This is a genomic window from Petrotoga sp. SL27 (assembly GCF_002924605.1).
GTDB lineage: Bacteria > Thermotogota > Thermotogae > Petrotogales > Petrotogaceae > Petrotoga > Petrotoga sibirica.
On the sequence record NZ_JAIP01000023.1, the window covers coordinates 73,001 to 95,878 of the forward strand.

Below are 22,878 nucleotides of genomic sequence, written 5' to 3' on the forward strand. Positions count from 1 at the left end.
GTCACTTTATTAGCGCCTCCTATTTATAGACTTTTTATTTCTCCAGCCTCTTCCATTAATTTTACTTCATCCAAACTCTTTCCTGCCATCATTAGACCGATTTCTTCTATCGAGAATTGACCATTTTCAAATTCACCCATGGATTCTCCTTCATACATAACCATTATTCTATCAGATAAAGACAAGATTTCTTCCAGTTCCATAGATATTAGCAAAATCGCCACACCTTCATTTCTCAAATGCATCAATTCTTTGTGAACGTATTCAATTGCTCCGACATCTAAACCTCTTGTAGGTTGAGAAACGACTATAAATGTAGGTGAAGTTCCTATTTCTCGGGCTATGATCACTTTTTGTTGGTTACCACCAGATAAGTTTCCGGTAAATAGGTCTATCTCAGGTGGCCTAACATCGAATGCTTTTATGAGTTCTTCAGAGAAATCTCTTATATCATCAAACTTTAGGAACCCTCTTTTTGAAAAATTTGGTTTCTCGTGAGATCCTAAAATTAAATTAAAATAATTTGGAAATTCATGAACCATACCTCTTTTTTGTCTGTCCTCAGGGATATGAGCTATACCTAGCTCTCTTAATTCTTTTACAGATAAATTTGTGACGTCTTTCCCTTGAAAATAGTACTTTCCACTTTCGATTTTTCTAAGACCAGTTAAAGCTTCCGCAAGTTCTGATTGCCCATTACCTGCTACTCCAGCTATTCCTAGAATCTCATTTTTTCTAACTTCAAAGGTAACACCTCTCACAGCATCTAATTTTCTATTGTCTTTTACCCACAGATTTTCAACTTTTACAAGTGCTTCGCCGTGTTCTATTTTAGGACGATCTATACTTAGAACTACTTCTCTTCCCACCATCATATTTGCTAATTCTTTTTCGTTTGTATTTGAAGTCTTTACACTTCCAGTAACCTTTCCAAGCCTCATAACGGTAATGTTGTCGCTTATCTCCAAAACTTCTTTCAATTTATGACTTATGAAAATAATAGTTTTACCATCTTGCTGTAGGCTTCTTAGTATTTCGAAAAGTTCTTGAGTTTCTTGAGGGGTTAAAACGGCTGTGGGTTCGTCGAGTATTAATATGTCCGCACCTCTATATAATGTTTTAATTATCTCCACTCTCTGCTGCATGCCTACAGGAATGTCTTCTATCTTTGCTTCTACATCAACTTTGAGTCCGTACTTTTCAGATAATTCTTTTACGTCCATTTTGGCTTTTTTAAAATTGAAAGTGATGCCCCTTTTAGGCTCCTTCCCTAATACAACATTTTCCGCAACGGTTAAATTTTCAACGAGCATAAAATGTTGATGAACCATCCCTATACCATTGGCTATTGCATCGGAAGGACCTTTGATATCAACTTGTTTCCCTTTTATGAAAATTTCACCACTTGTAGGTTGATATAAACCATAAAGTTGATTCATCAAAGTGGTTTTTCCTGCGCCATTTTCACCTATTAGTGCATGTATTTCTCCTTTTTTTACTTTAAATGTGACTTTATCATTTGCAACTACCCTGGGAAATACTTTGGTTATTTCTTTCATGTAAACAGCGTAATCATTTAATTTTTCTTGTATGTTATCTGTTTGCGGCATCTGTAACCTCCTTTCTGTTGAAAGACTTAAAGATTTAATAAACTTTATAAGAGAATAAATAGTCTACAAAACAGGCGGGATTTTATCCCGCCTGATATTGGAATAAATAAGATATGTTATATTAGAATGGGAAAACTATATTATCTGCATTAAAAGCACCTAGCTCAGTTTCGCTTTGAGGAATTTTGATTTTTCCTTCCTTAGCTGCCTTTTGTAAATAAGCTAATTCTGCTATAACTTCATTTGGTATCAGACCCTTGGTATATTTCATTGGAGATATCCCAACGCCGTCATCAACTATACCTAAATTGTTGTGTCCAGATTGAAAATATCTAGCAGACAATGCTGAATTTATACCTTCAAAAGTTGCTACATCGATCTTTTTTGTAATACTAAGTAATACGTAACCTGGTGCCATATAATCTTGATCAACATCGACTCCTATTGCAAAGTAACCTTTACCTTTTTCATAATATTTATCTATAACTTGTTGAAGAGGGGCATTTGCTGGCAAACCGTAGAAAGACATTCCAGTTTCTTTTGCGGCATCGATGACGCCATTTCCTGTTGCACCAGCAGCTGCGAAGACAATATCTGCACCGTTACCGTATTGAGAAAGGGTTAACTGTTTTCCCTTTGCTGGATCCTCGAAACTAGCAGCGTAACCAATTAAAACTTGAACATTTGTACCATGAATTTGATTGTAAGCTTTAACTCCCGCTCTGTAACCTATTTCGAATCTTTTGACTGGTGGTATTTCTATTCCACCTACGAAACCTACCTTACCTGTTTTGGTCATAGCCGCAGCTACGTATCCGCCTAAGAATGCTGCCTCATGTTCTTTGAAGGTGTAAAGGGCTAAATTGTTTGGAACCGTCTGTCCTGGAGATGGTGCTATGTCTATCCCAATGAAAAGTGTATCGGGATATTGCGCAGCGATATTGAATAAAGCGTCTGCCATCATAAATCCAACCCCGATTACAACATCTCCTCTTTGAGCTGCGTGGGTTAAATTTGGAAGGTAATCAGTTTGTTCCTTAGATATAATCAATTCTCCTTCAACATTGGGGAGTTGGTCCATAGCTATTTGAACGCCAGCCCACGTACCATCGTTAAAAGACTTATCTCCCAAACCACCGACATCCGTGACCATGACTACTTTTAGAGCAAAAGAACTTACAAACATTAAACTGATTAAACTAAGAACTAACAACTTTTTCATGTTTTCCTACCTCCTTTAGATATATTTATTTGTTCCTTTGATATTGTAAGTATCTCAAAAACAGTAGTAAAGGTAAAGTTAACAAAATTATTCCGAAAATATAGTTGATATTGTAATCAACTGTGTAAATAGTAGGATAGCCGGTTTGACTAAAAACTTTGAGTGGAGTTACTTTTATGAAGCTAAGAATGCTTACCAAATACATGGAGATCAAAGAAATGTATTTTGTAAATTTCTCTTCAAAAATCACAAAAATCGTTAAACTTAAGAAGAACAAGAGAAAGATTTTTGTACCATATATCGTGTTATAAGCTCTTAAATTAATTTTGTCAACCTTTTCAACGTTGAAAAAAGAATTTAGATTGGGTAATAATGGATCAATTAGATCTGTGGATCGCAGGAGTTGATTCGAAGCATCTATGAATTTTGATTCAAATTCTGTATCAGAAAATTTTAAAACATCATAGGCTTGAGCTTTTAAGGTATCTAACTCGTTATAGATATTTCTTTCTGATATTTTCGATGAATTGACAAAATCAGTAATTTCCTTTGAAAAATCAAGGGGGATACCTCGATAATTTTTGACTTTGTCAATTTTCAAACCATCTCTATTCGTTTGAACCATTGAGCCTTGTATTTGTGATAAAACTTGTGAGTTCAAAAGATCGCCTAAAAAAGATGAAAAAGTCGATCTATAAAAAGTATTAACTTTTGAATATTCGCTTCCTAAGTAGGAGTTCAAATTGGATATAGTTTTGTGTATAGGTGCATGAGGATAAACCACAACGTCGTTCAACAATTGGGTTTCGAAGGCTGAGTTATTGAATTGATTATTTTTTTCCATCAAAAGATCATAAGAATAATATGATGGAACGAACAGTGTAGTCAACACCAAAAAAAGGATGGAAAAGTTTATGACTCTTTCCGTCAGCTTAATTTTTTTCCCAAAACTTTTAAATAGTAAAACAGCTAAAAACAAAAACACGAAGGTCACTATATAACTTCCATAAAGAAAAGAAGATATTGTATCTGTTATTGGATTGTAGAATGCTAAAAGGTATACAAATTCGACTCCGAATACACTCAAAAATGTCACCCAAAGATACTTTCTAAAAAATAAGAATGTAATTAGGACCAACACAGCATAGATGATAATTCTTATAAAAGCAATGTTAACACCGTCTTTTCCTTCCTCAATAAACATCTGTGTAACTTGTTGTAGTTGATCTTTGGTTTCATTTATTAATGAATTGACATAATTGTAAGAGAGTTGATCTATTGCGATTTGGAGTGGTCTTCCTGTTATGCCTGATTGAACAAGTTGTTGAATACCTTGTTCCAAACTTTCCTTATTTTCTAATATTATCTCATTGTATTCAGGATTAGTTTCTCCTTCATATATGTAAAATCTAGTATCTAAAATTTCCGCATCAGACTCGAACCTTTCAATATTTATGAATGGAGCGTTTTCAACAATTCCTAAAGAATATATAATAACATTTCCAAAGTAAGTTAACGCATCATTTTCTAAAGATCTTGTATAATCTTGAATGGTTGCAAAGTAGGCGGGCATCGATCTTATCATTTCTTGTGTAATTTGTTTACCCGAAAGATCAGATTGAACGTACACTAAGAATCCGGCAAGAGCTAATTTTTCTTCGATTGTTGTGAATTGAGACTGAACATTGTCGTATATCTGAGATAGATAAGTCTGTACATTTGTAGGTCTATCAATGTATTCAGCGCTTCCTATCATCTGGGTTCTATAAAATCTATAAAATCCTAAATTGTTAAGTTCTTGAAAAAAAGAGGTAAATTCTTCATTTGAAAGATTTTCCCCTTCGTTGTAGGTTTGAATGAGAGTTTTGTAAACGTCTTTCACTGTTTCAACATCAATTCCTAAAGCTGTTAATGAAATAATGACAGTAATTAATAGAATGGTTAATTTCTTCATTTAAATCCTCCTATTGCTATAATGTATTGTATAAAACCAAACAAAGATTAATTTTATTATATCATTTTTTTATTAGCTGTTCAAGGAAGAAATTTTCCGATTATATGTAATTATCAATAATTAAATGCTATTAAAAGCGATTACCGGTAGTTAAGGGCTTTTTCAGTGAAAAGTTAAAATGATTAATTGTTGATTGAGAAAATTAGATGTGGTAAAATAATTCTATAAATAACTTATACGAGGAGAGATTAATATTTTAAAAAAATCCTATTTGTTAATTGTTTTTTCCATTCTTTTTATATCTCTATTATTTTCTGAATCCATTTTTTTAGAAGTCGATAATTTTAACATCGGAGAAAGGGCATTTCATATAGATTTAGGAAAAAATTATGCAATGATTGCGGATTATCAAGGCACTATCCATTTTATAGATATATTCACTTTAGAGAAAACTGAATTTGCACAGGCCGTCTTACCGATGGGCGGAGCATACGATGGCGAATTTTTTTATGTTATTGACAATTACAATAGGGAATTACTTAAAATTAAAAATAACAAAGCCCAACAAAAATTGGTTTTAGATTCTAAACCTGTTAATATAAAATTGATAAATGGAGAATTATACATATTAGGTACAAATCCTAACAAATTATACATAGTTGATAGCAATCTTTTTGTAAAAAAATCGATGAATATCGCTGTCCATAGCCCCTTGATAAGAAATATAGGTGAGCAAGTTTTTATTCCTTTGTTTGATAATTTTCAAAACAACGTATTTTTAACAGAGCTTCTTTTTTTGATCCCTAATAATGATACTTATATCGTAAATTATAATAATATCGAACATCCTATCGATATTGTAGGATACAAAGGCGTTATTTATATAGTTTCATACTACAATGGCAGTTTGTATAGGAATGATTTCAGAACGCAACCTAAAGTTGCTCAATTTGGTAGGTATACTACTAATATTGAACTGTACAAAGACAATATTGTAGGTAATTCCTTGATGGGTGGCGTTTATTACTACAATCTTGCCTCTGGAAAAAGCGATGTTATTTTAGAGAATGTACCAATTAGTGATATTTCAGTTTCCCCCAATGGTCAATATTTGTTCGCTATCTCTCATATAGAAAATAAGCTTTTTGTAATAGAGGATAAGAAGGTTTATCAAACAATTGATACCTACAATTATCCTATCGATGTTGAATCTCCAACAGACAATATAGTTTTGGTACTTTGTACGGATTCCTCGAGGTTGCAGGTTATAAGATACTTTGAATAAGTGTTTTTATATCAAAGACCGTTTTTTGTAATTTATCTTTGTATATGTCAGAAATTTCTTTGAAATCATAATTAGAAGAAACAGCATCATAATAGATAAAGGGTATTTCAGCTGTGTTTTTATAAAAAAAGTTGTAATCTCTCTTTATGTTTTTTAGTACTCTTTGATTCTTTAGGTTGTTAAAAGTTATTGTTTGCCCACCAAAAAAGATCCCAGCCAGAGCACTGTGTAAACGATCAGATATAATTATTTTAGACTCAGAAATTTCTTTGGTTATCTTATTTGGATCTTTAAAGGGGAATTCAGCCGTAACTTTAGTTTCTCTTCTAATGTTTTCAACTAATTCATAATTTTTTAAGGTATCTTGGGTTGCATTTATTACTAATGTAGAAAGTGCATAGTTTTCAAAGGTTGATAAAAATTCTGTTAAGTAACGCAAATCATGCTCTTCTTTTAAACAAATTGATATTTTATTTGTTTTTTTGTAAGTATAATTTAAAAAAGGATATGGTCCAACATCGACACCTAGAGAGATATTTTTATTGTACTTTGTTGCAAAGATATATGATGTTTCATCCCTCAAATTACCGTAAAGTTTTGGATAAGAAAGGATTTTCTTTAATTTTTGGAGGCTACGTTTTTCTTTGAAAGAGCCAAAACCTTGGGAAAGAAGCAATATGGTTTTATTGAACTTTTCACCTAGGCGCGCTATATAGTAATAATACATGAAACTTCTATAAGATGTTTCCGATTGAAAAAGGTTTCCTCCCCCAAAAATTATAACATCAGAGTCTTTGATAGTTTTCCGTACTTCGTAGAAATTGAATCTTGAAACCTTGATTATTTTAAATTTATATTTTTCATTGAATTCCAATTCGTTTTCAATGGGTAAGAATAAGATTCCATCAAATTTTATTTCATTTAATATTTGTAAGAAACTTTTTAATAACAAATCATCTCCATAGTTCCCGTATCCATAAAATCCGATTAAAAAAATTTTTTTCATCTCTTCTCCTCCAAATTGATTATTTAAAAGTCATTATTTAGGAAAACATTGCTCTAGAAAAGAAAAATAAAATAGATAAAGTAAAGGTAGGTGAAAATTATTGTTTGATAGTATTAATTTCGAGGTAATTCCAAATACTATGGATGCATTGTCCTTAAGACAAAACGTAATTGCTGAGAATATAGCAAATTATGAAACCCCTGGATACAAAAGAAAGTACGTTGATTTTGAAATCGAGTTACAAAAGGCGTTGAATGAAGATTCATCGCTGACTCTCAAAGTGAATAGAGACCAACACATAAATAATACCTTATCTTTAGAAAAAATTCAACCAAATATTAAAATAGATGATTCCAAATCGCTTAGAGATGATGGAAATAATGTCGATCCTGATATGGAATTGATCAGGATGATTCAAAATACCTTAAAATACAATACTTTATCTAGGTTAATGACCTATTCAATACAGAGGTATGAAACAGCTATTAGAGGTGGTAAATGATGGACGGATTATTTAAGGTTTTGGATATTGCTGCAAGCGGTATGACAGCAGAAAGGTTGAGGTTAGACGTTATTTCGCAGAATTTAGCTAATTCTGATACAACCAGGACAGAAGAAGGTGGCCCTTACAGAAGAAAAGTGGTAATCTTTCAAGAGGCACTCGATCAAAGCACAAATGGAAATAGAAATTTTGGTGGAGTAAAAGTTTCTTCTATAATAGAGGATCCATCCCCTTTTAGATTAGTATATGACCCCAATCATCCCGATGCGGATGATGAAGGGTACGTTAGTTATCCTAACGTTAATGTATTACGAGAAATGGTTGATTTGATGTCTGCTCAAAGAGCTTATGAGATGAACACAGCGGTTGTAAATTCAGCAAAAAGTATGTACAATTCAGCCCTTGGAATAGGCAGATAATTAAGGAGGTGAATGTTGATGACGGAAGGTATAAATAGAATAGGTGGGATTGATTCCAATAAATTATTACCAGAAAAGACAAAACCAAACGAAAAGAATTTAGACTTTTCTAAACTTTTAAAAGATGCGATTGAGGAAGTAAATTCTATCCAAAAGGATGCAGATAAAGTTGCAGCAGATTATGCCGCAGGCAATATAACGGATATACATCAAGTTATGATTGCTGCAGAAAAGGCTTCTCTATCGTTACAATTAACCACTGAAGTTACTAATAGAATTGTTGAAGCCTATAAAGAAATAATGAGAATGCAGATATAATTTTGTTTTTTCTTAATAGATATCAACAACTTGATTTTTTAAGTATTGGGTATTATTACCCAATTTTTTTGTATTATTTTATTAAAATTTAAAAAAAGTTGATAAAAGTTTGTTATAATTTAGACATATAGTGAGTGGTGATTATTATATAATCTGTATCATGAGAAGATTATCGAAATGAGATTTTGATTTTAAATGAGTTATAGGGCCAATTGTAGATATTCGCCAACAGATAGGTGCAATCCACCACTTCTAAAAAGGAGATATTTAAATTCATAATGTTTTTTCTCCGTGACCCCGTTCGGGGCGTTTCTTTACGAAATAATAAAAATGTAGTATCAAATACATTATACAGTGAGGAGGTAAATGATTGATATTGATGGTATTAAAACTTAGTTACAATGCTTGTTTTAGAATTTCTGAAGACAGTAAAACATTTTAGGCGAGGAGGTGTATTGGATGGAAGAAATAATCAAAAGTGCAGAAAAGTACATTGAGGAAAATCCTGAAGTGGATTTAGAAAAGTTGGAAGAATTCTTAAGAGGAATCTACGATGAAAAAGACGTTGATGAGTACTTTGCTCAGATCGGTGAAATTTTATCAGCGATGCAAAATTATTATGAAGATCCTTTAGATCTATTCATTAATAATAATAATAATAATAATAAAAAAGATAATAAATAAGGGGGAGGGCAAAGTTGACAAAAGAAGAAAGAAGTTGGATTTTGTACGATTGGGCGAATTCGGCGTATTCAGTTGCTATAACCACTGCACTATTACCAATATTCTTCAAAGATTATGCTGCCGCTCAGATGCCGGAGTATTTATCAACCGCTTATTGGGGTTATTCATCTACTATTGCTACTTTGATAGTGGCAATTTTGGCCCCCATTTTAGGAACAATAGCTGATTATAAGGATTATAAAAAAAGGTTCTTACTTTTCTTCCTTTTGATGGGTGTTGTGTTTACAGCTTCGTTGTCATTTATTCAAGAAGGACAATGGTTTTTTGCCTTATTGTTATATGTTTTATCCAGCATAGGATTCTCTGGAGCGAATGTATTCTATGATTCGTTTTTAACAGATGTAACTACAAAGGAACGTATGAATTGGGTATCTTCGAGTGGCTTTGGATGGGGTTATATTGGTAGTACTATTCCATTTTTAATTGGACTTATTTTTATCTTGAATCCTTCATTAATCAATCTTAATTCAACTATTTCTGCCACAAAACTGGCATTTGTTATCACTGCTGTGTGGTGGTTGGTTTTTTCGATACCGATTATGAAAAACGTGAAGCAAACATACTATGTAGAAAAAACGAAAACTCCAATTAAAGATTCTTTTAAAAGAATCACGCAATTTTTAAAGAATATGAAAGGGAACAAAAATGTTTTTCTCTTTTTATTGGCATATTTTTTCTATATAGATGGTGTTGATACAATAATAAGGATGTCTTCTTCCTATGGACTTGATGTCGGACTTAATGCTAACGATTTGCTAGTGGTTTTTTTGGTGGTACAAATAGTAGCTTTTCCATTTGCCTTGTTATATGGAAGGTTATCCAAGAGATTTTCTACAAAAAGTTTGATATATTTTGCAATTTTTGTCTATATTTTTATCACTGTTTTTGCTTTTTTGTTAGAAACCATTGTCCAATTTTGGATATTAGCTATGTTAGTAGCATCTTCTCAAGGTGGAATTCAAGCCCTTAGCAGGTCACTTTATGGTATGATGATACCAAAAGATCGATCTGCAGAATATTTTGGCTTCTACAATATATTTGGGAAGTTTTCAGCTATATTGGGACCTTTTTTAGTTGGGGTCTTTACACAAATTGGAAAGAGTTCAAGATGGGGAGTTGCGAGTTTGCTCTTTTTGTTTATTATTGGAGGAGTACTTTTCTTTTTTGTAAAAGAACCAGAAAAGGCCTAAAATTTTCAGCAAGAAAGGAGTGGTAAATATGGATAGTACCGGTAGTTTCATTGAATTTTCTGATCTGCCGCCATAATGATTGAAAGGAGGAGTAAAAGTGAAGGTTGAAGTAAAAGTCGATATAAAAAAATTGATAAACGAAAAGGAGTTTAAACTTCTAAAAGAGTTGTTAAAAGAACAAGAACCTGCAAGAATAGTAGAGATGATCGAAGAATTACCCCACGACGAAAAAATTGTTGTTTTCAGATTTTTACCTAAAGATACCGCTGCAGAAGTGTTTTCTCATTTAGAAAAAGATGATCAAATGGAATTACTCTCTCTTTTTAAAGAAGATAAGTTAAAAGAAATAATTGAAAATATGGAACCTGACGATAGAGCTGATCTTTTAGAAGAGCTTCCTGCGAACGTAGTAAAACGTTTGCTTGCTCATCTTTCTAATGAAGAGAGGCAAAATACACTTATTCTTCTGAATTATCCTGAATATTCAGCAGGAAGAATAATGAACCCAAATTTTTTGGATCTTAAAGAAAATATGACTGTAAAAGAGGCGCTTCAAAATATTAGGGATGAAGGAAATAAAAAAGAGACTATCTACACTTTGTTTGTGATAGATAACACTAGAAAATTGATGGGAACAGTAGAATTAAAAGATTTAATTTTTTCTGAAGAAGATGCACTTATAAAAGATATTATGAATAAAAATCCAATTTTTTCAACAGTTTACGACGATGAAGAAGAAGTTGCAAGGATCATGCAAGATTATGATCTTTTAGCTATTCCGGTTACAGATAGTGAAAAAAGACTGGTAGGAATAATAACCATTGACGATATCGTGGATGTTTTAGAAGAATCAGCCACAGAAGACATCCAAAAAATGGCCGCTGTAGGAGTAACAGAAACTTCTTATTTTCATACTTCTATCTGGGAGCTCATAAAAAGCAGGGTAATCTGGCTTGGTGCATTACTACTTTTTGAGAGCATTGCCGTTTTTGTAATTGAAGGCTTTTCAGATGTGTTACAGAAAATTACCGTATTAGCAGCATTTATGCCGACTATTAACGCGATAGGAGGAAATACTGGAAGTCAAATGTCCGCTATAGTAATTAGATCAATGGCAGTTGGGGATATTGAAGAGAATGATTTTAAAAAAGTTTTAGCTAGAGAGTTGTTTTCTAGTGTGATTTTAGGTATAATTTTAGCAATAATCATGTTTTTAAGATCAATTGTTAATACTCGAGAACCTTTAATTATGTTGAGTTTATCTTTATCTATAATTATAGTGGTAATTATTTCAAACCTTTTAGGAGCTATCTTACCTTTTTTTGCAAAAAAAATACATTTAGATCCTGCAATGATCTCTGGACCTTTTATTTCAACTTTGATGGATATATTAAGTATGTTTTTTTATTTTTCTATTTCTGCTTTACTTCTTAAAGATATATTGTGAATAACAAGTAAAAAATGATTTAAGACTTGTTGAAAGGAAACGGTAACAATGAATGATAAGGATATAAAAGCGCTTACCAAAAAAATTAACGAATTACCTACGCCTGATTTTATTGTACAAAGAATTATAGACCTAGCCAATGATCCCGAGGCGAATATAAATGATTTGCATAATATGATTGTTCAATCACCTGCTTTAACTGCAAAGATTTTAAGACTAGTTAATTCTGCCTATTATGCACTACCAAAGAGAGTAACAAAACTTTCACAAGCAATAAATTTACTTGGATTCAAAACGGTTAGAAATTTAGCTTTAAGTATTTTTACCGTTGAAAATTATTTTTCCGAAGATATACCTTTTTTCAATACACAGCATTTTTGGGTTCACTTGATCTCAACCGGCTTAGCTTCAGAACTTTTGGCAAGATATCTTAATTTCCCAGATAAGGAAGAAGTTTTTATGTGTGGCGTTTTACATGATCTTAGCAAGGTAGTGATGGCGCATATCATGCCTGATGTGTTTGAGATGATCATAAAAGTTGCCCAACACGAAAAAATTTCTTTTTTTCAGGCGGAAAATTTGTTATCAACTTATTCACATCAACAAATTGGGAGGAAGCTTTTTGAAAACTGGAATATGTCAGAGTTAGTAATAGAAACTGCTACATACCATGATAATCCCTTAGAATCCCAAGATGAAGAAGCCAAAAAAATATTATATATTGTAAATGTTGGGAATATAACAACAAATTTGTACTTTTATGGTTATTCAGGATCCTTTGATATTCCTGAAGTTGATTTGAAGGTTTGGAATTTTTTGGGATTAAATTATAATAAATATTCCAGTTATTTTGAAGAATTTAAGGATATAATTAAAAGGTCTCCTGAATTTACGAATATGAGAGAAATATTCGATGATTTGGAGGTGACATCTGATGGCTCAGTATAGAAGAGAAATGCTTGAGTCTGAAATGAAAAAATTAATTCTCCAAAGTTTTTCTCAATTGAAGGATCCTAGATTAAAAGACAAATTTATTGATATAAATATGGTACGTCTATCAAAAGATAAATCCTATTTAGATGTATATGTTTCATCACTTGATGAAGATGTTGATACTATTATCAATATTCTAAACAATGCAAGGGGAATGTTCAGAACTCTTATAGCTAAAAATATTAAAATGTTCAAAGCTCCTGAGATAAGATTCCATAAAGACAAAGGTATTGAAGCAAGTATAAGAATAAATAAATTACTAGAGAACATAGAGAAAAATGAGGGAGGTAAATGAAAAGTGGATTTTTAGTAATCAACAAACCAAAGGGGATTACTTCTCATGACGTAGTCTCAATAATCAGAAAAAAGTTTGGGATTAAGAAGGGTGGCCATGCTGGTACTCTCGATCCTTTTGCTACTGGGGTACTAGTTGTAGGAATAAATAAAGCTACAAGATTATTAGAATTTTTTCAAAACGAAAAAAAGACATATTATGTAAAAGCAGAATTGGGGATCATCACAGATACTTTTGATATAGAAGGAAAAATACAAGAAAGGAACGAAGTTACTCAGCAACAAATCTTGAATTTGAAAGACACATGTTTTTCTTTTGTGGGGGAATATTTACAGGTCCCGCCGGCGTATTCGGCTAAAAAATATAAAGGTAAAAAACTTTATGAATATGCGCGAGAAGGTAAAATAATCAATCTTCCTCCAAAAAAAGTAAATATATATCAGATTGCAAATTTCTCACAAGAAGGTCGAGAATTTAGTTTTTATGTAGAAGTAAGTTCTGGAACTTATATAAGATCCTTGATTATGGATATAGGATACGCTTTAGGATGTGGAGCAGTTACCAAGGAACTTTGTAGAATTAAAAGCGGTAAGTTTGAATTAAAAGATAGTATTCAATTAGAAGAAGTTTCGCTGGGAAAAATTTTAAAAATGGATGAGGCTTTAAACCTACCTTTCGTTAGGATTAATAACGGTCAACAAGTCATTAAAGGCCAGCAAATTTATAAGGATAATGTTATTGAATTTTCTGATTTCAACAAAAATGATTACATTAAAATATACGACGAAAAAGAATTTTTTTTGGGTATAGGCAAAGCTGAGAAAAAATCGACGTTTTTAAAAACTCTTCTTGAAGAAGAAGAAAGAAACGATAGAATAGTAAAAATATATAAAATTCTTTATGAGGTGACATGAAATTGTACGCGCTCACAATCGGAATATTTGATGGTGTACATAAAGGCCATCAGTTTATACTAAAAAATACTCTTCAACTTGCAAATAAGTTAAGGTTTGACCCGTTAGTTTTGATGTTTAGATATCCCCCTGAAAAGTATATAGGTGGTTTTGAAGGGCTTATTCTACCTACTTGGAGAAGAAAACAAATTTGTGAAGATATGGGATTTAAGGTCGAGGTAAAAGATCTTGAAGAAGTATGGGGATTACCTCATGAACAATATCTTGAGGAACTGATAAAAAATGATGTGAAAGCAATTGTTTGTGGTGAAGATTTCACGTTTGGGAAAAATGCTTTAGGGAATGTGGAATATTTACAAGCAGTTAGTCAAAGCAAAGGGTTAGTGGTCAAAGTATTGAAAGATTTGAAAACTAGTGGAAACAGGGTTAGTTCTTCAGCGATAAAAAGAGAGTTAAAATTAGGTGATATTAAGAGAGCAAATGAAATGCTTGGAAGGCCTTGGACTCTGGAAGGTACAGTTTATGAAGATAGGCATGTTGGGTTTAAGCTTGGATTTCCAACCGCAAATATCAACGTTTGGGAAAAAGAGAAAATCCTGTTGCCAAAATTTGGTGTTTACCTTGTGAAAGGATATGTAAAGGGACGATCAGGTTTTTTGTGGGGCCTAATGAATATCGGTCTAAGACCGACTTTTAAAGAATATAAAAAAACACCAAAGGTTGAGGTTTATTTTTTAGATTTTTTTGGTGATCTATATGGCGATTATATCGTTTTAGAAGTAATGGATTTTTTACGGGATGAAGTAAAATTTGAAAACGAAAGAGAATTAATAGCTGCTATGGAAAAAGACGAGGATCAAGCTAGAAAGATTATACAGAACCATTATATATAGATAAGGAGATGAACGGTTTTGTCTACTTGGGATTTAACATTTTTTTATTCTTCACCAGAAGATAAAAAAATTAAAGAAGATTTCGAAGATAGTTTGAAGGGAACCAAAAAGTTGCAGCAGCAGTACTATGACAAACTATCTGACCCTTCTTTGACTCCGACCGAACTAAAAAATTTCTTCGAAGAGTTTGAAAAAATTTTAAAAATGCATAATTTTGCTTATCAGTACTGTCACTTGCTTTATGATTCCAACACCCGTGATGAAACTGTTCAAAAACTCTATGCCACAGCTAAAGATTACGATTCAAAAATAGAAATGGAATCATCCTTTTGGAAGCCGAGGTTATTGAAGCAAAGTGAGGAAAAGTTAAGCGAATTAATGAGTGCCCAGGAACTGAAAGATTACACTCATTTGCTTCAACGGCTTAATAAATCAAAAAGGCATATATTGAGTGAAGATGGGGAAAAGGTATTAGCCGCTATGTACAACTCATCACGAGGAGGCTTTGAAGAGTTATATGGTCGGTTAACAAGTTCTTATACTTTCAAATTAGAGATCGATGGTGAAGTTAAAGAATTAACCGATCCACAAGTAAGAGCTTTAAGACGAAAACCTGATGTAAATTTGAGACGTCAAGCGATGAAAGAATTCTTTAAAAAGTATGACGAAGATAGTCTCATCTTCGAAAAAACATACAATTTTATCGTAAAAAATTACGACACAGAGGCTAATTTGAGAAACTATCGAAAACCGATTTCTATGAGGAACTTGAACAATGAAGTTGAAGATGAAATTGTGGAAACCGTTATAAAAGTCACGACTGAAAGAACCCCTATGGTTCAGCGATATTACGAATGGAAGGGTAAAAAGTTGGGAATAGAGCAAACCCTTGCTGATATCTATGCACCCTTAGCAAAAGTACAAAAAGAATATACTTTTGAAGAGGCACAGAAGATTGTTTTAGATTCATATTACGAGTTCGATGAAGAAATTGGAGAAATTGTTGAATCTTTCTTTAAAGAAAGGAGAATAGATTCAGAGATAAGAAAAGGTAAAAGAGGCGGAGCTTACACTTCTTACGCACTTCCTAATAGAAAACCTTTCATTTTGTTAAATTTTACTGGAACTCTTGCAGATGTGAGTACTTTAGCTCATGAACTTGGACATGGGATACATGGGACTTTAGCCTCTGAACAAAACATTTGGAATTATCACCCCCCTTTAACGATGGCCGAAGTTGCATCTGTGTTTGGTGAGATGTTGGTGATAGACAAAATACTACCTACCCTTTCTGAAGAGGAAAGAACGGCTTACCTTGCATCGAATGTTGAAGAAATGTTTTCGACAATGTTCAGGCAAAATATGATTGCTAGATTCGAAATATCATCTCACAATTTGATAGAACAAAATGGAAGCGCGAGTTGGAAAGAACTTGCAGAACTGTATAAGAAAGAATTAAAAATCATGTTTGGTGATTCAGTAATAATACCAGAGGAATATTACTATGAATGGGCAAGCATACCCCATATCTTTAGAACACCTTTTTACGTATATGCATACAATTTTGCTAATTTATTAGTTATAGGGTTGTACCAACAATACAAGGTTGAAGGAAAATCTTTCGTACCGAAATACAAAGAGTTGCTTAGAAGTGGAGCAAAAGATTCACCGAAAGAATTATTAAAAAAAATTGGGATTGATATTTCAAATAAAGATTTTTGGGAAAAAGGTTTCGAATTCATAGAAAGGGAATTTATCAGCAAATTAGATAGAAAAAACTAGCCACGTTCAAGCTTTTTTAATAATAGATTTAATCAAGGGAGAATTTATTTTGGTTCCTAAAATTATAATAACTACCCATAAAAATGCGGATTTTGACGGTTTTGCTGCATGTGTTGCGGCATCATTAATATATGAAAGTTCTATTATTGTGCTTGAAGGAGAACCTCAGCAAAATCTTAAGGAATTTTTGAATATATACGATATTCAATATGAAAAAGAAAATGATTTTATAAAAGAATATCAAGAAGAGATTAAAAACCACAAGTTCGAAAAAATTGTGATTGTGGATACTGCGGATATCAATAGAATTCCAGAATCTATAAAATCGCTCATTGAACAGGGAACTGAAGTTGACATATACGACCATCATCCTGAGTTAAAGGAGCAAAATATCAAAGGAAACAATTATTCTAAAGAAGTAGGAAGTGCAACAACACTAGTTGTTCAAAAATTATTAGAAAACCATGTAGTTCTTCCTGATACCTATGAAACTCTTTTTTTAATAGCAATCCATGAAGATACGGGAAATTTTGTTTATTCTACAACAACTCCAATGGATCATCAAATCTCTGCAGAGCTATTAAAAGGCGGTGCTAGGATAGAAGAGGTAGAAGAGTTTGTTTCGTTAGAAATGACCAAAGAGCAAAAAGAACTTTTTAACAAACTCTATAACAATGTACAAGAACTTACCTTGGAGGAAGTAACAATACATATCGCCTTTTCTCAAACAGACAAATTTATAGGTGGGTTAAACGTTATAACCCACAAATTGTTTGAAACTCTGACTCCTGATGTCTTGTTTGTTGTTGCAAAAATGTGCAAAACCATTTATATAGTTGCAAGATCAAGAATTGAAGATATAGATTTAAATAAAATTCTATCTTTATTTGGCGGCGGAGGCCATAAAAAAGCCGGCTCAGCCAAAACAAAAGGTCTTAGAGTACAAGAGGTTATTGATAAGATTAAAAAAGAGCTAAAGACTTCTTTCATAACAATTTTAAAAGCAAAGCATATTATGTCATCTCCCGTTAGAACCATATTATCATTTGAAACAGTTGAAAGGGCTCATGAATTGATGTTTCAAACAGGACATTCTGGCCTCCCTGTAATTTCTGACAATAAATTAGTGGGTATTGTAACTAAAAAAGATATAGAAAAGGCAATGAAACATGGTTTAAGAAATGCACCTGTTAAAGCGATAATGAGTACTAACTTAAAAGTTGTTGATGTAGAAACTTCGTTGACTCAAGTAAGAAGGATCATGGCAGAAGCAGACATCGGAAGGATTCCCGTTTTAAAAGACGGTATACTTGTTGGCATAATAACTAGGACAGACCTTTTGAGGGCAACTAACGGAGTTTTTAATTTTTCAATTAGCCCAATTTTGGAGGAAAAATATAAATCTCAAAATTTAAAAGAAGATATGGAAAAAATCTTACCCACATCTATTCTTAATCTTCTAAAACTTATTGGCCTATATGGGAATGAGTTAGGGATAAATGTATTTGTAGTAGGAGGATTTGTTAGGGATCTTTTGCTAGCAATTAGCTCTAAATCAAACGGTACAAAAAAGTCTATACCTTACGATATAGATGTGGTAGTGGAAGGGGATGGCTTGTTATTTGGTAAATATGTTGCTAAACAATTGAGGGCAAAATATATTGAACATCCTAAATTTCACACCTGCTCAATTTTTTATAGAAATGGGGAAAATAAGATAATAAGAATTGATATTGCAACTGCAAGAACAGAATATTACGAAGAAGCAGGAGAACTACCAAAGGTGGAGTTATCAACTATTAAAAAAGATTTGTATAGAAGGGATTTTTCCATAAACGCTATGGCCATAAAGCTTAATTCGGGTTCCTTTGGAATACTGATGGATTTTTTTAATTGTAGAAGTGATCTTGAAGAAGGCAGAATCAGGATACTTTATCCCCTCTCTTTTATCGAAGATCCTACTAGAATATTGAGAGCTATAAGGTTTGAACAAAGATTTGGTTTTGAAATTGAGCTTAACACCTTAACAAAACTGGAAGAAGCTGTAGAAAATGGATATTTGGAAAAAGTAACTGGAATGAGGATAAGAGAGGAATTAGAAAAAATTTTAGAAGAACCAGAACCTTTGAAAGCAATAAAAAGAATGGGTAAACTGAAAATAATTCTTCACTTGTTCGAAAAAACTTACTATTCTCCAACACTAGAAAAAGATTTAGAAAAACTTTTTGATGTTAGGCAATACTTTAAGGCTAACTTACCAATTTATCTTAATAAAGTCCGACTATTCCACTTAGTTTTATACGTTCTTCTGCAATACACTCCAGAAGAAACTCTCAAAAAAATTAGTGCAAGATATGGATTACCGAAAGATTTTATTAAGAATTTAATGCAAGTAAAAAAAGTATATAGTGAAATTTCTAAAGATTTAAATAACAAAGGAAAAATATCAAAATTGTCTTATTATTATGAAAAAACCAACGGTTTTCAAAATGAACAATTAATTTTTTTAGCCGTAAAACTTCCAGAAGAATTATTAGGAAAATACTATGAATATTTAAGAAAAATAGAGGAATTAAAACTATCCATCACAGGTAAAGATTTATTAAAGAAAGGATACGAAGGAGTTCAAATTAAAACAAAGTTAGAAGAAATTAAGAAAAAACTTTTGAATGGCGAAATACAACCTGGCGAAGAAAAAAATTTGATTTAAATTTGACAAGTCATTTTTTTTATGGTATAATCCCTAAAATTTTGCGTAAGGAGTTTTTTAAATTTATGACTAATTGTGAAAAAAATTTCATTTCTTATAATCAAATAAATTTAAATAACGATAGGAGGCGCCCATGTAGCCGGTGGATCATAAGCATCGGTAATGGGTGCTTATGAGGTTGGGAGATGGTTATTCTCCTAATTGAGTTTTAATCCATGCGGCTACATCTTTTAAGATGTAGCCGTTTTTTTTTAAAAGTTTATAAATACATTAAGTAAAAAATTAGAGGGAGGTTAATGTATGGAAAGTACTGAAATAATTCAAGAAGATATTGTTTTACCTTTGGGTTTCAAAGTCTGGGGGATTCACTGTGGAATCAAGAAGCTCAAAAAAGATTTAGGACTGATATACTCAGAAAAAAAGGCTAATGCCTCAGCCGTTTTTACCACGAATAAAGTTAAAGCGGCTCCAGTTATTTTGAGTATGAAGAACATTAAGGATAACGAAATACAGGCTGTCATTGTGAATAGTGGTAACGCCAACGCTTGCACTGGTGAAAAAGGATATTCAGATGCAATAAGTATGGCAGAAAAGACCGCTCAGATATTAAATTTACAATCAGAAGATGTATTTGTCAGTTCAACGGGAGTTATAGGGGTTCCATTACCAATTGAAAAAATTTTAAACGGCATAGAATCATTTTCAAAAAATACTGATTTATCAGCTGAAGATCTTTTAAGTTTTGCCGAATCAATAATGACTACAGATACCTTTCCAAAAATTAATTCTACTCAAGTAGTGATTGGAGGTAAAAAGATTACAATAACTGGGATTGCCAAAGGTTCAGGCATGATTCATCCCAACATGGCTACAATGCTATCTTTCATATTGACAGACGCAAACATTACTAAATCAGCTTTAAATAAAGCCCTAAAGCACTCTGTAGATGATTCTTTCAATATGATAACGGTTGATGGTGACACGAGTACCAACGATACGGTTCTTATTTTGGCTAATAAGCAAGCAAAGAACGAGGAAATTACTGAATTTTCTCACGATTACAAATTATTTCAGAAAGCACTTTATGAAGTAGTTGAAAATTTGGCAAAAAAAATTGTGATAGATGGAGAAGGGGCTACTAAATTTTTAGAGGTACAAGTAAAAAACTCAAAGACGAAAGAAGATGCTAAATTGATCTCTAGGTCCATAGCCAAGTCTAATCTAGTCAAAACAGCAATTCATGGAGAGGATGCTAATTGGGGAAGGGTGTTAGCGGCCGCTGGTTATTCAGGGGGAAACTTTGATCCCGATAAGGTAGATGTCTGGTTTCAAAGTTGCGTGGGAAAGATTCAACTTTGTCAAGATGGCCATTTTATTGAGTTTAACGAAATTAAAGCAAAAGAAATTTTAGGTGAGAAAGAATTGAAAATTATTTTAGATTTAAAAGATGGTGAAGAGTGTGCTACATCTTGGGGCTGTGATCTTACTTCCAAATATGTAGAAATAAATGGAGGGTACAGAACATGATAAAAGCTGAAAAGTTTTCCGATGAGATATCTAAAGCGGAAGTTTTGGTCGAAGCGTTACCTTACATAAAAAAATTTGCTGGAAGTATAGCTGTTATCAAGTTTGGTGGTAATGCCATGAAAGATCCACAAATTAAATCGATGATCGCAAAAGATATCGTACTTATGAAATATGTTGGGCTAAATCCTGTTGTCGTTCATGGTGGAGGGCCAGATATCAATAAAATGCTTGCGAGTTTGAATATAGAAACAAAATTTGTAAACGGATTAAGGGTAACTGATGAAAAAGTTATGGAAATAGTAGAGATGGTGTTGGTTGGTAAGGTAAATAAAGAGATTACATCGTTGATAAATAAAATAGGGGGAAATGCTGTTGGATTGAGTGGGAAAGATGCAAATTTATTGTTGGCAGAAAAAGATTTGTCCCAAGGGGATTTGGGTTATGTTGGTAAGTTAATAAATGTAAATAAGGAAGTAATCTTGAATTTAACTGAAAAAGATTATATCCCAGTAATCGCTCCTTGTGCCATTGGGAAAGATTGGAAAACTTATAACGTTAATGCCGATATAGCGGCAGGTAAGATCGCTTCCTCTTTGAAGGCGGATAAATTTGTTTTATTGACAGATGTAGAAGGTATTTTGAAAAACAAAGAAGATGAAGAAAGTGTGATTTCAAGATTGTCATACAGCGAAGCAAAGGATTTATTGAATTCTGAATTCATAACTGGTGGAATGATTCCCAAGTTAAAATGTTGCATCCAAGCGTTAGAAGATGGAGTTAAAAGGGCGCATATAATAGATGGAAGAATTTCCCATGCTTTACTTTTAGAAATATTCACAGACAAAGGTGTGGGAACTATGATAGCGAAGGAGGTTTACGATAATGACAATCTCTGAAGATACAAAGTATTTAATGAATACTTATTCAAGATTTCCTATAACTTTAGTTCGAGGGAAAGGTATAAAGGTTTGGGATGAAAACGGTAAAGAGTACCTAGATTTTGTAGCTGGGATCGCTGTTAATGCTTTGGGCCATTCTCACCCTGTAGTTGTAGAAGCTGTAAAATCTCAAGTTGACAAATTAGTTCATGTTTCTAACCTATATTGGAATATCAATCAAATACAGTTAGCCAAGATGATTTGCGAAAAATCGTTTGGGAAAAGTGTTTTCTTTTGTAACAGCGGAACTGAAGCGAACGAAGCTGCAATTAAGTTGGCAAGAAAATATGGAAATACTAAATACAATGGGCGAAGATACAAAATCATAACTGCAAAGAACTCATTTCATGGAAGAACCTACGGTGCATTGGCGGCAACAGCCCAGCCAAAATATCACAAGAACTTCGAGCCTCTTTTGGAAGGATTTGAAAGCGTAGAGTACAACGACATAAATTCATTAAAGTCGGCCATTGATGAAAATACATGTGCTGTAATGTTAGAAGTTATTCAAGGTGAAGGGGGAATAAACGAAGCAGAAGATAAATATCTTCAACAAGTTAGAAAACTTTGTGATGAGAACGAGCTTCTTTTGATTTTTGACGAAGTTCAAACAGGGATAGGAAGAACTGGAAAACTTTTTAGTTATGAACATTCTGGAGTGGTACCCGATGTTATGACTCTTGCCAAAGCCTTAGGTGGTGGTTTCCCCATCGGTGTGCTTGTTGTGAATGAAAAAGCTGACGTATTTACACCAGGGGATCATGGATCGACATTTGGTGGCAACCCGTTAGCCTGTGCAGTTGGCATAGCTGTTATGAAAAACGTTGCACAAGAATCTTTTCTGAATACTGTGAAGAAAAATGGTGAATTTTTCAAAAGTCAATTATTAGCAATGAAGGAAAGACATTCGATAATTGATAAGGTTAAGGGAAAAGGTTTGATGATTGGAGTCAAGTTAGACATAGAAGATGGCAGTGATATAGTAAAAAAAGCTATGGAAAAAGGACTTTTGATAAATCTTTTAAACCACAATGTCTTAAGATTCGTTCCTCCTCTTATAATCACAAAAGATGAGATAGCCAAGGGTATGAATATTCTCGAAGAAGTTTTTTTAGAAATGGGGTATTAA

General features: G+C 32.7%; 20 protein-coding genes. 16 read left to right on the top strand and 4 right to left on the bottom strand.

The window, feature by feature from the left end; all coding sequences use genetic code 11:
• Nucleotides 1–23: 23 nt before the first annotated feature.
• The 3 genes from AD60_RS08320 to AD60_RS08330 all read right to left on the bottom strand — a co-directional run bounded on the left by AD60_RS08320 (nt 24) and on the right by AD60_RS08330 (nt 4,786).
• Nucleotides 24–1,610 (bottom strand): ABC transporter ATP-binding protein, encoded by a 1,587-nt coding sequence (locus AD60_RS08320; protein WP_103927563.1) that lies wholly within the window; start codon nt 1,608–1,610, stop codon nt 24–26.
• A 121-nt stretch (nt 1,611–1,731) separates the two neighbouring features.
• Nucleotides 1,732–2,832, bottom strand: coding sequence for a BMP family protein (locus tag AD60_RS08325; RefSeq protein WP_103927564.1), 1,101 nt, complete (start codon nt 2,830–2,832; stop codon nt 1,732–1,734).
• Between the two features lie 25 nt (nt 2,833–2,857).
• On the bottom strand, nt 2,858–4,786 hold the full coding sequence (locus tag AD60_RS08330) for a hypothetical protein (RefSeq protein WP_103927565.1): 1,929 nt from the start codon (nt 4,784–4,786) through the stop codon (nt 2,858–2,860).
• 271 nt (nt 4,787–5,057) lie between these two features.
• Here AD60_RS08330 and AD60_RS08335 point away from each other — a divergent pair, with 271 nt between their 5' ends.
• A complete protein-coding gene (locus AD60_RS08335) occupies nt 5,058–6,071 on the top strand; it encodes a YncE family protein (protein WP_103927566.1) in 1,014 nt (337 codons plus the stop codon).
• Here AD60_RS08335 and AD60_RS08340 read toward each other — a convergent pair.
• A complete protein-coding gene (locus AD60_RS08340; protein WP_103927567.1) occupies nt 6,052–7,077 on the bottom strand; it encodes a polysaccharide pyruvyl transferase family protein in 1,026 nt (341 codons plus the stop codon). The genes AD60_RS08335 and AD60_RS08340 overlap by 20 nt on opposite strands.
• Nucleotides 7,078–7,177: 100 nt before the next feature.
• Here AD60_RS08340 and flgB point away from each other — a divergent pair, with 100 nt between their 5' ends.
• From flgB to AD60_RS08415, 15 genes are all read left to right on the top strand, one after another.
• Complete coding sequence (gene flgB / locus AD60_RS08345) at nt 7,178–7,579, top strand: flagellar basal body rod protein FlgB (RefSeq protein ID WP_103927568.1); 402 nt, start codon at nt 7,178–7,180, stop codon at nt 7,577–7,579.
• Nucleotides 7,576–7,998, top strand: a complete 423-nt coding sequence (gene flgC / locus AD60_RS08350) for a flagellar basal body rod protein FlgC (RefSeq protein ID WP_103927569.1) — start codon at nt 7,576–7,578, stop codon at nt 7,996–7,998. The genes flgB and flgC overlap by 4 nt, the downstream gene beginning before the upstream one ends.
• Nucleotides 7,999–8,016: 18 nt before the next feature.
• A complete protein-coding gene (fliE, locus tag AD60_RS08355; RefSeq protein ID WP_103927570.1) occupies nt 8,017–8,316 on the top strand; it encodes a flagellar hook-basal body complex protein FliE in 300 nt (99 codons plus the stop codon).
• Nucleotides 8,317–8,775: 459 nt separating this feature from the next.
• The gene (locus tag AD60_RS08360; protein ID WP_103927571.1) at nt 8,776–9,000 is read left to right on the top strand and encodes a hypothetical protein; all 225 of its coding nucleotides are present in this window, start codon (nt 8,776–8,778) and stop codon (nt 8,998–9,000) included.
• Between the two features lie 14 nt (nt 9,001–9,014).
• Nucleotides 9,015–10,250, top strand: coding sequence for an MFS transporter (locus AD60_RS08365; RefSeq protein ID WP_103927572.1), 1,236 nt, complete (start codon nt 9,015–9,017; stop codon nt 10,248–10,250).
• Nucleotides 10,251–10,347: 97 nt separating this feature from the next.
• Nucleotides 10,348–11,697 carry a magnesium transporter gene (gene mgtE, locus AD60_RS08370; protein ID WP_103927573.1) on the top strand — a complete coding sequence of 450 codons (1,350 nt, stop codon included), beginning with the start codon at nt 10,348–10,350 and terminating at the stop codon, nt 11,695–11,697.
• Between the two features lie 48 nt (nt 11,698–11,745).
• Nucleotides 11,746–12,645, top strand: a complete 900-nt coding sequence (locus AD60_RS08375; protein ID WP_103927574.1) for an HDOD domain-containing protein — start codon at nt 11,746–11,748, stop codon at nt 12,643–12,645.
• Entirely contained in the window at nt 12,632–12,985 is a 354-nt protein-coding gene (gene rbfA, locus AD60_RS08380; protein WP_103877298.1) for a 30S ribosome-binding factor RbfA, read from the top strand. Before AD60_RS08375 ends, rbfA begins: the two co-directional genes overlap by 14 nt.
• Nucleotides 12,982–13,899 carry a tRNA pseudouridine(55) synthase TruB gene (gene truB / locus AD60_RS08385; protein WP_103927575.1) on the top strand — a complete coding sequence of 306 codons (918 nt, stop codon included), beginning with the start codon at nt 12,982–12,984 and terminating at the stop codon, nt 13,897–13,899. Before rbfA ends, truB begins: the two co-directional genes overlap by 4 nt.
• Complete coding sequence (gene ribF, locus AD60_RS08390) at nt 13,896–14,792, top strand: riboflavin biosynthesis protein RibF (RefSeq protein ID WP_233186871.1); 897 nt, start codon at nt 13,896–13,898, stop codon at nt 14,790–14,792. The genes truB and ribF overlap by 4 nt, the downstream gene beginning before the upstream one ends.
• An 18-nt stretch (nt 14,793–14,810) precedes the next feature.
• Nucleotides 14,811–16,574, top strand: a complete 1,764-nt coding sequence (locus AD60_RS08395; protein WP_103877299.1) for a M3 family oligoendopeptidase — start codon at nt 14,811–14,813, stop codon at nt 16,572–16,574.
• 49 nt (nt 16,575–16,623) lie between these two features.
• The gene (locus AD60_RS08400; RefSeq protein ID WP_103927576.1) at nt 16,624–19,284 is read left to right on the top strand and encodes a CBS domain-containing protein; all 2,661 of its coding nucleotides are present in this window, start codon (nt 16,624–16,626) and stop codon (nt 19,282–19,284) included.
• A gap of 330 nt (nt 19,285–19,614) precedes the next feature.
• Nucleotides 19,615–20,811 carry a bifunctional glutamate N-acetyltransferase/amino-acid acetyltransferase ArgJ gene (gene argJ / locus AD60_RS08405; protein ID WP_370445637.1) on the top strand — a complete coding sequence of 399 codons (1,197 nt, stop codon included), beginning with the start codon at nt 19,615–19,617 and terminating at the stop codon, nt 20,809–20,811.
• Complete coding sequence (argB, locus tag AD60_RS08410; protein WP_103877302.1) at nt 20,808–21,707, top strand: acetylglutamate kinase; 900 nt, start codon at nt 20,808–20,810, stop codon at nt 21,705–21,707. Before argJ ends, argB begins: the two co-directional genes overlap by 4 nt.
• Nucleotides 21,694–22,878, top strand: coding sequence for an acetylornithine transaminase (locus tag AD60_RS08415; protein ID WP_103877303.1), 1,185 nt, complete (start codon nt 21,694–21,696; stop codon nt 22,876–22,878). Before argB ends, AD60_RS08415 begins: the two co-directional genes overlap by 14 nt.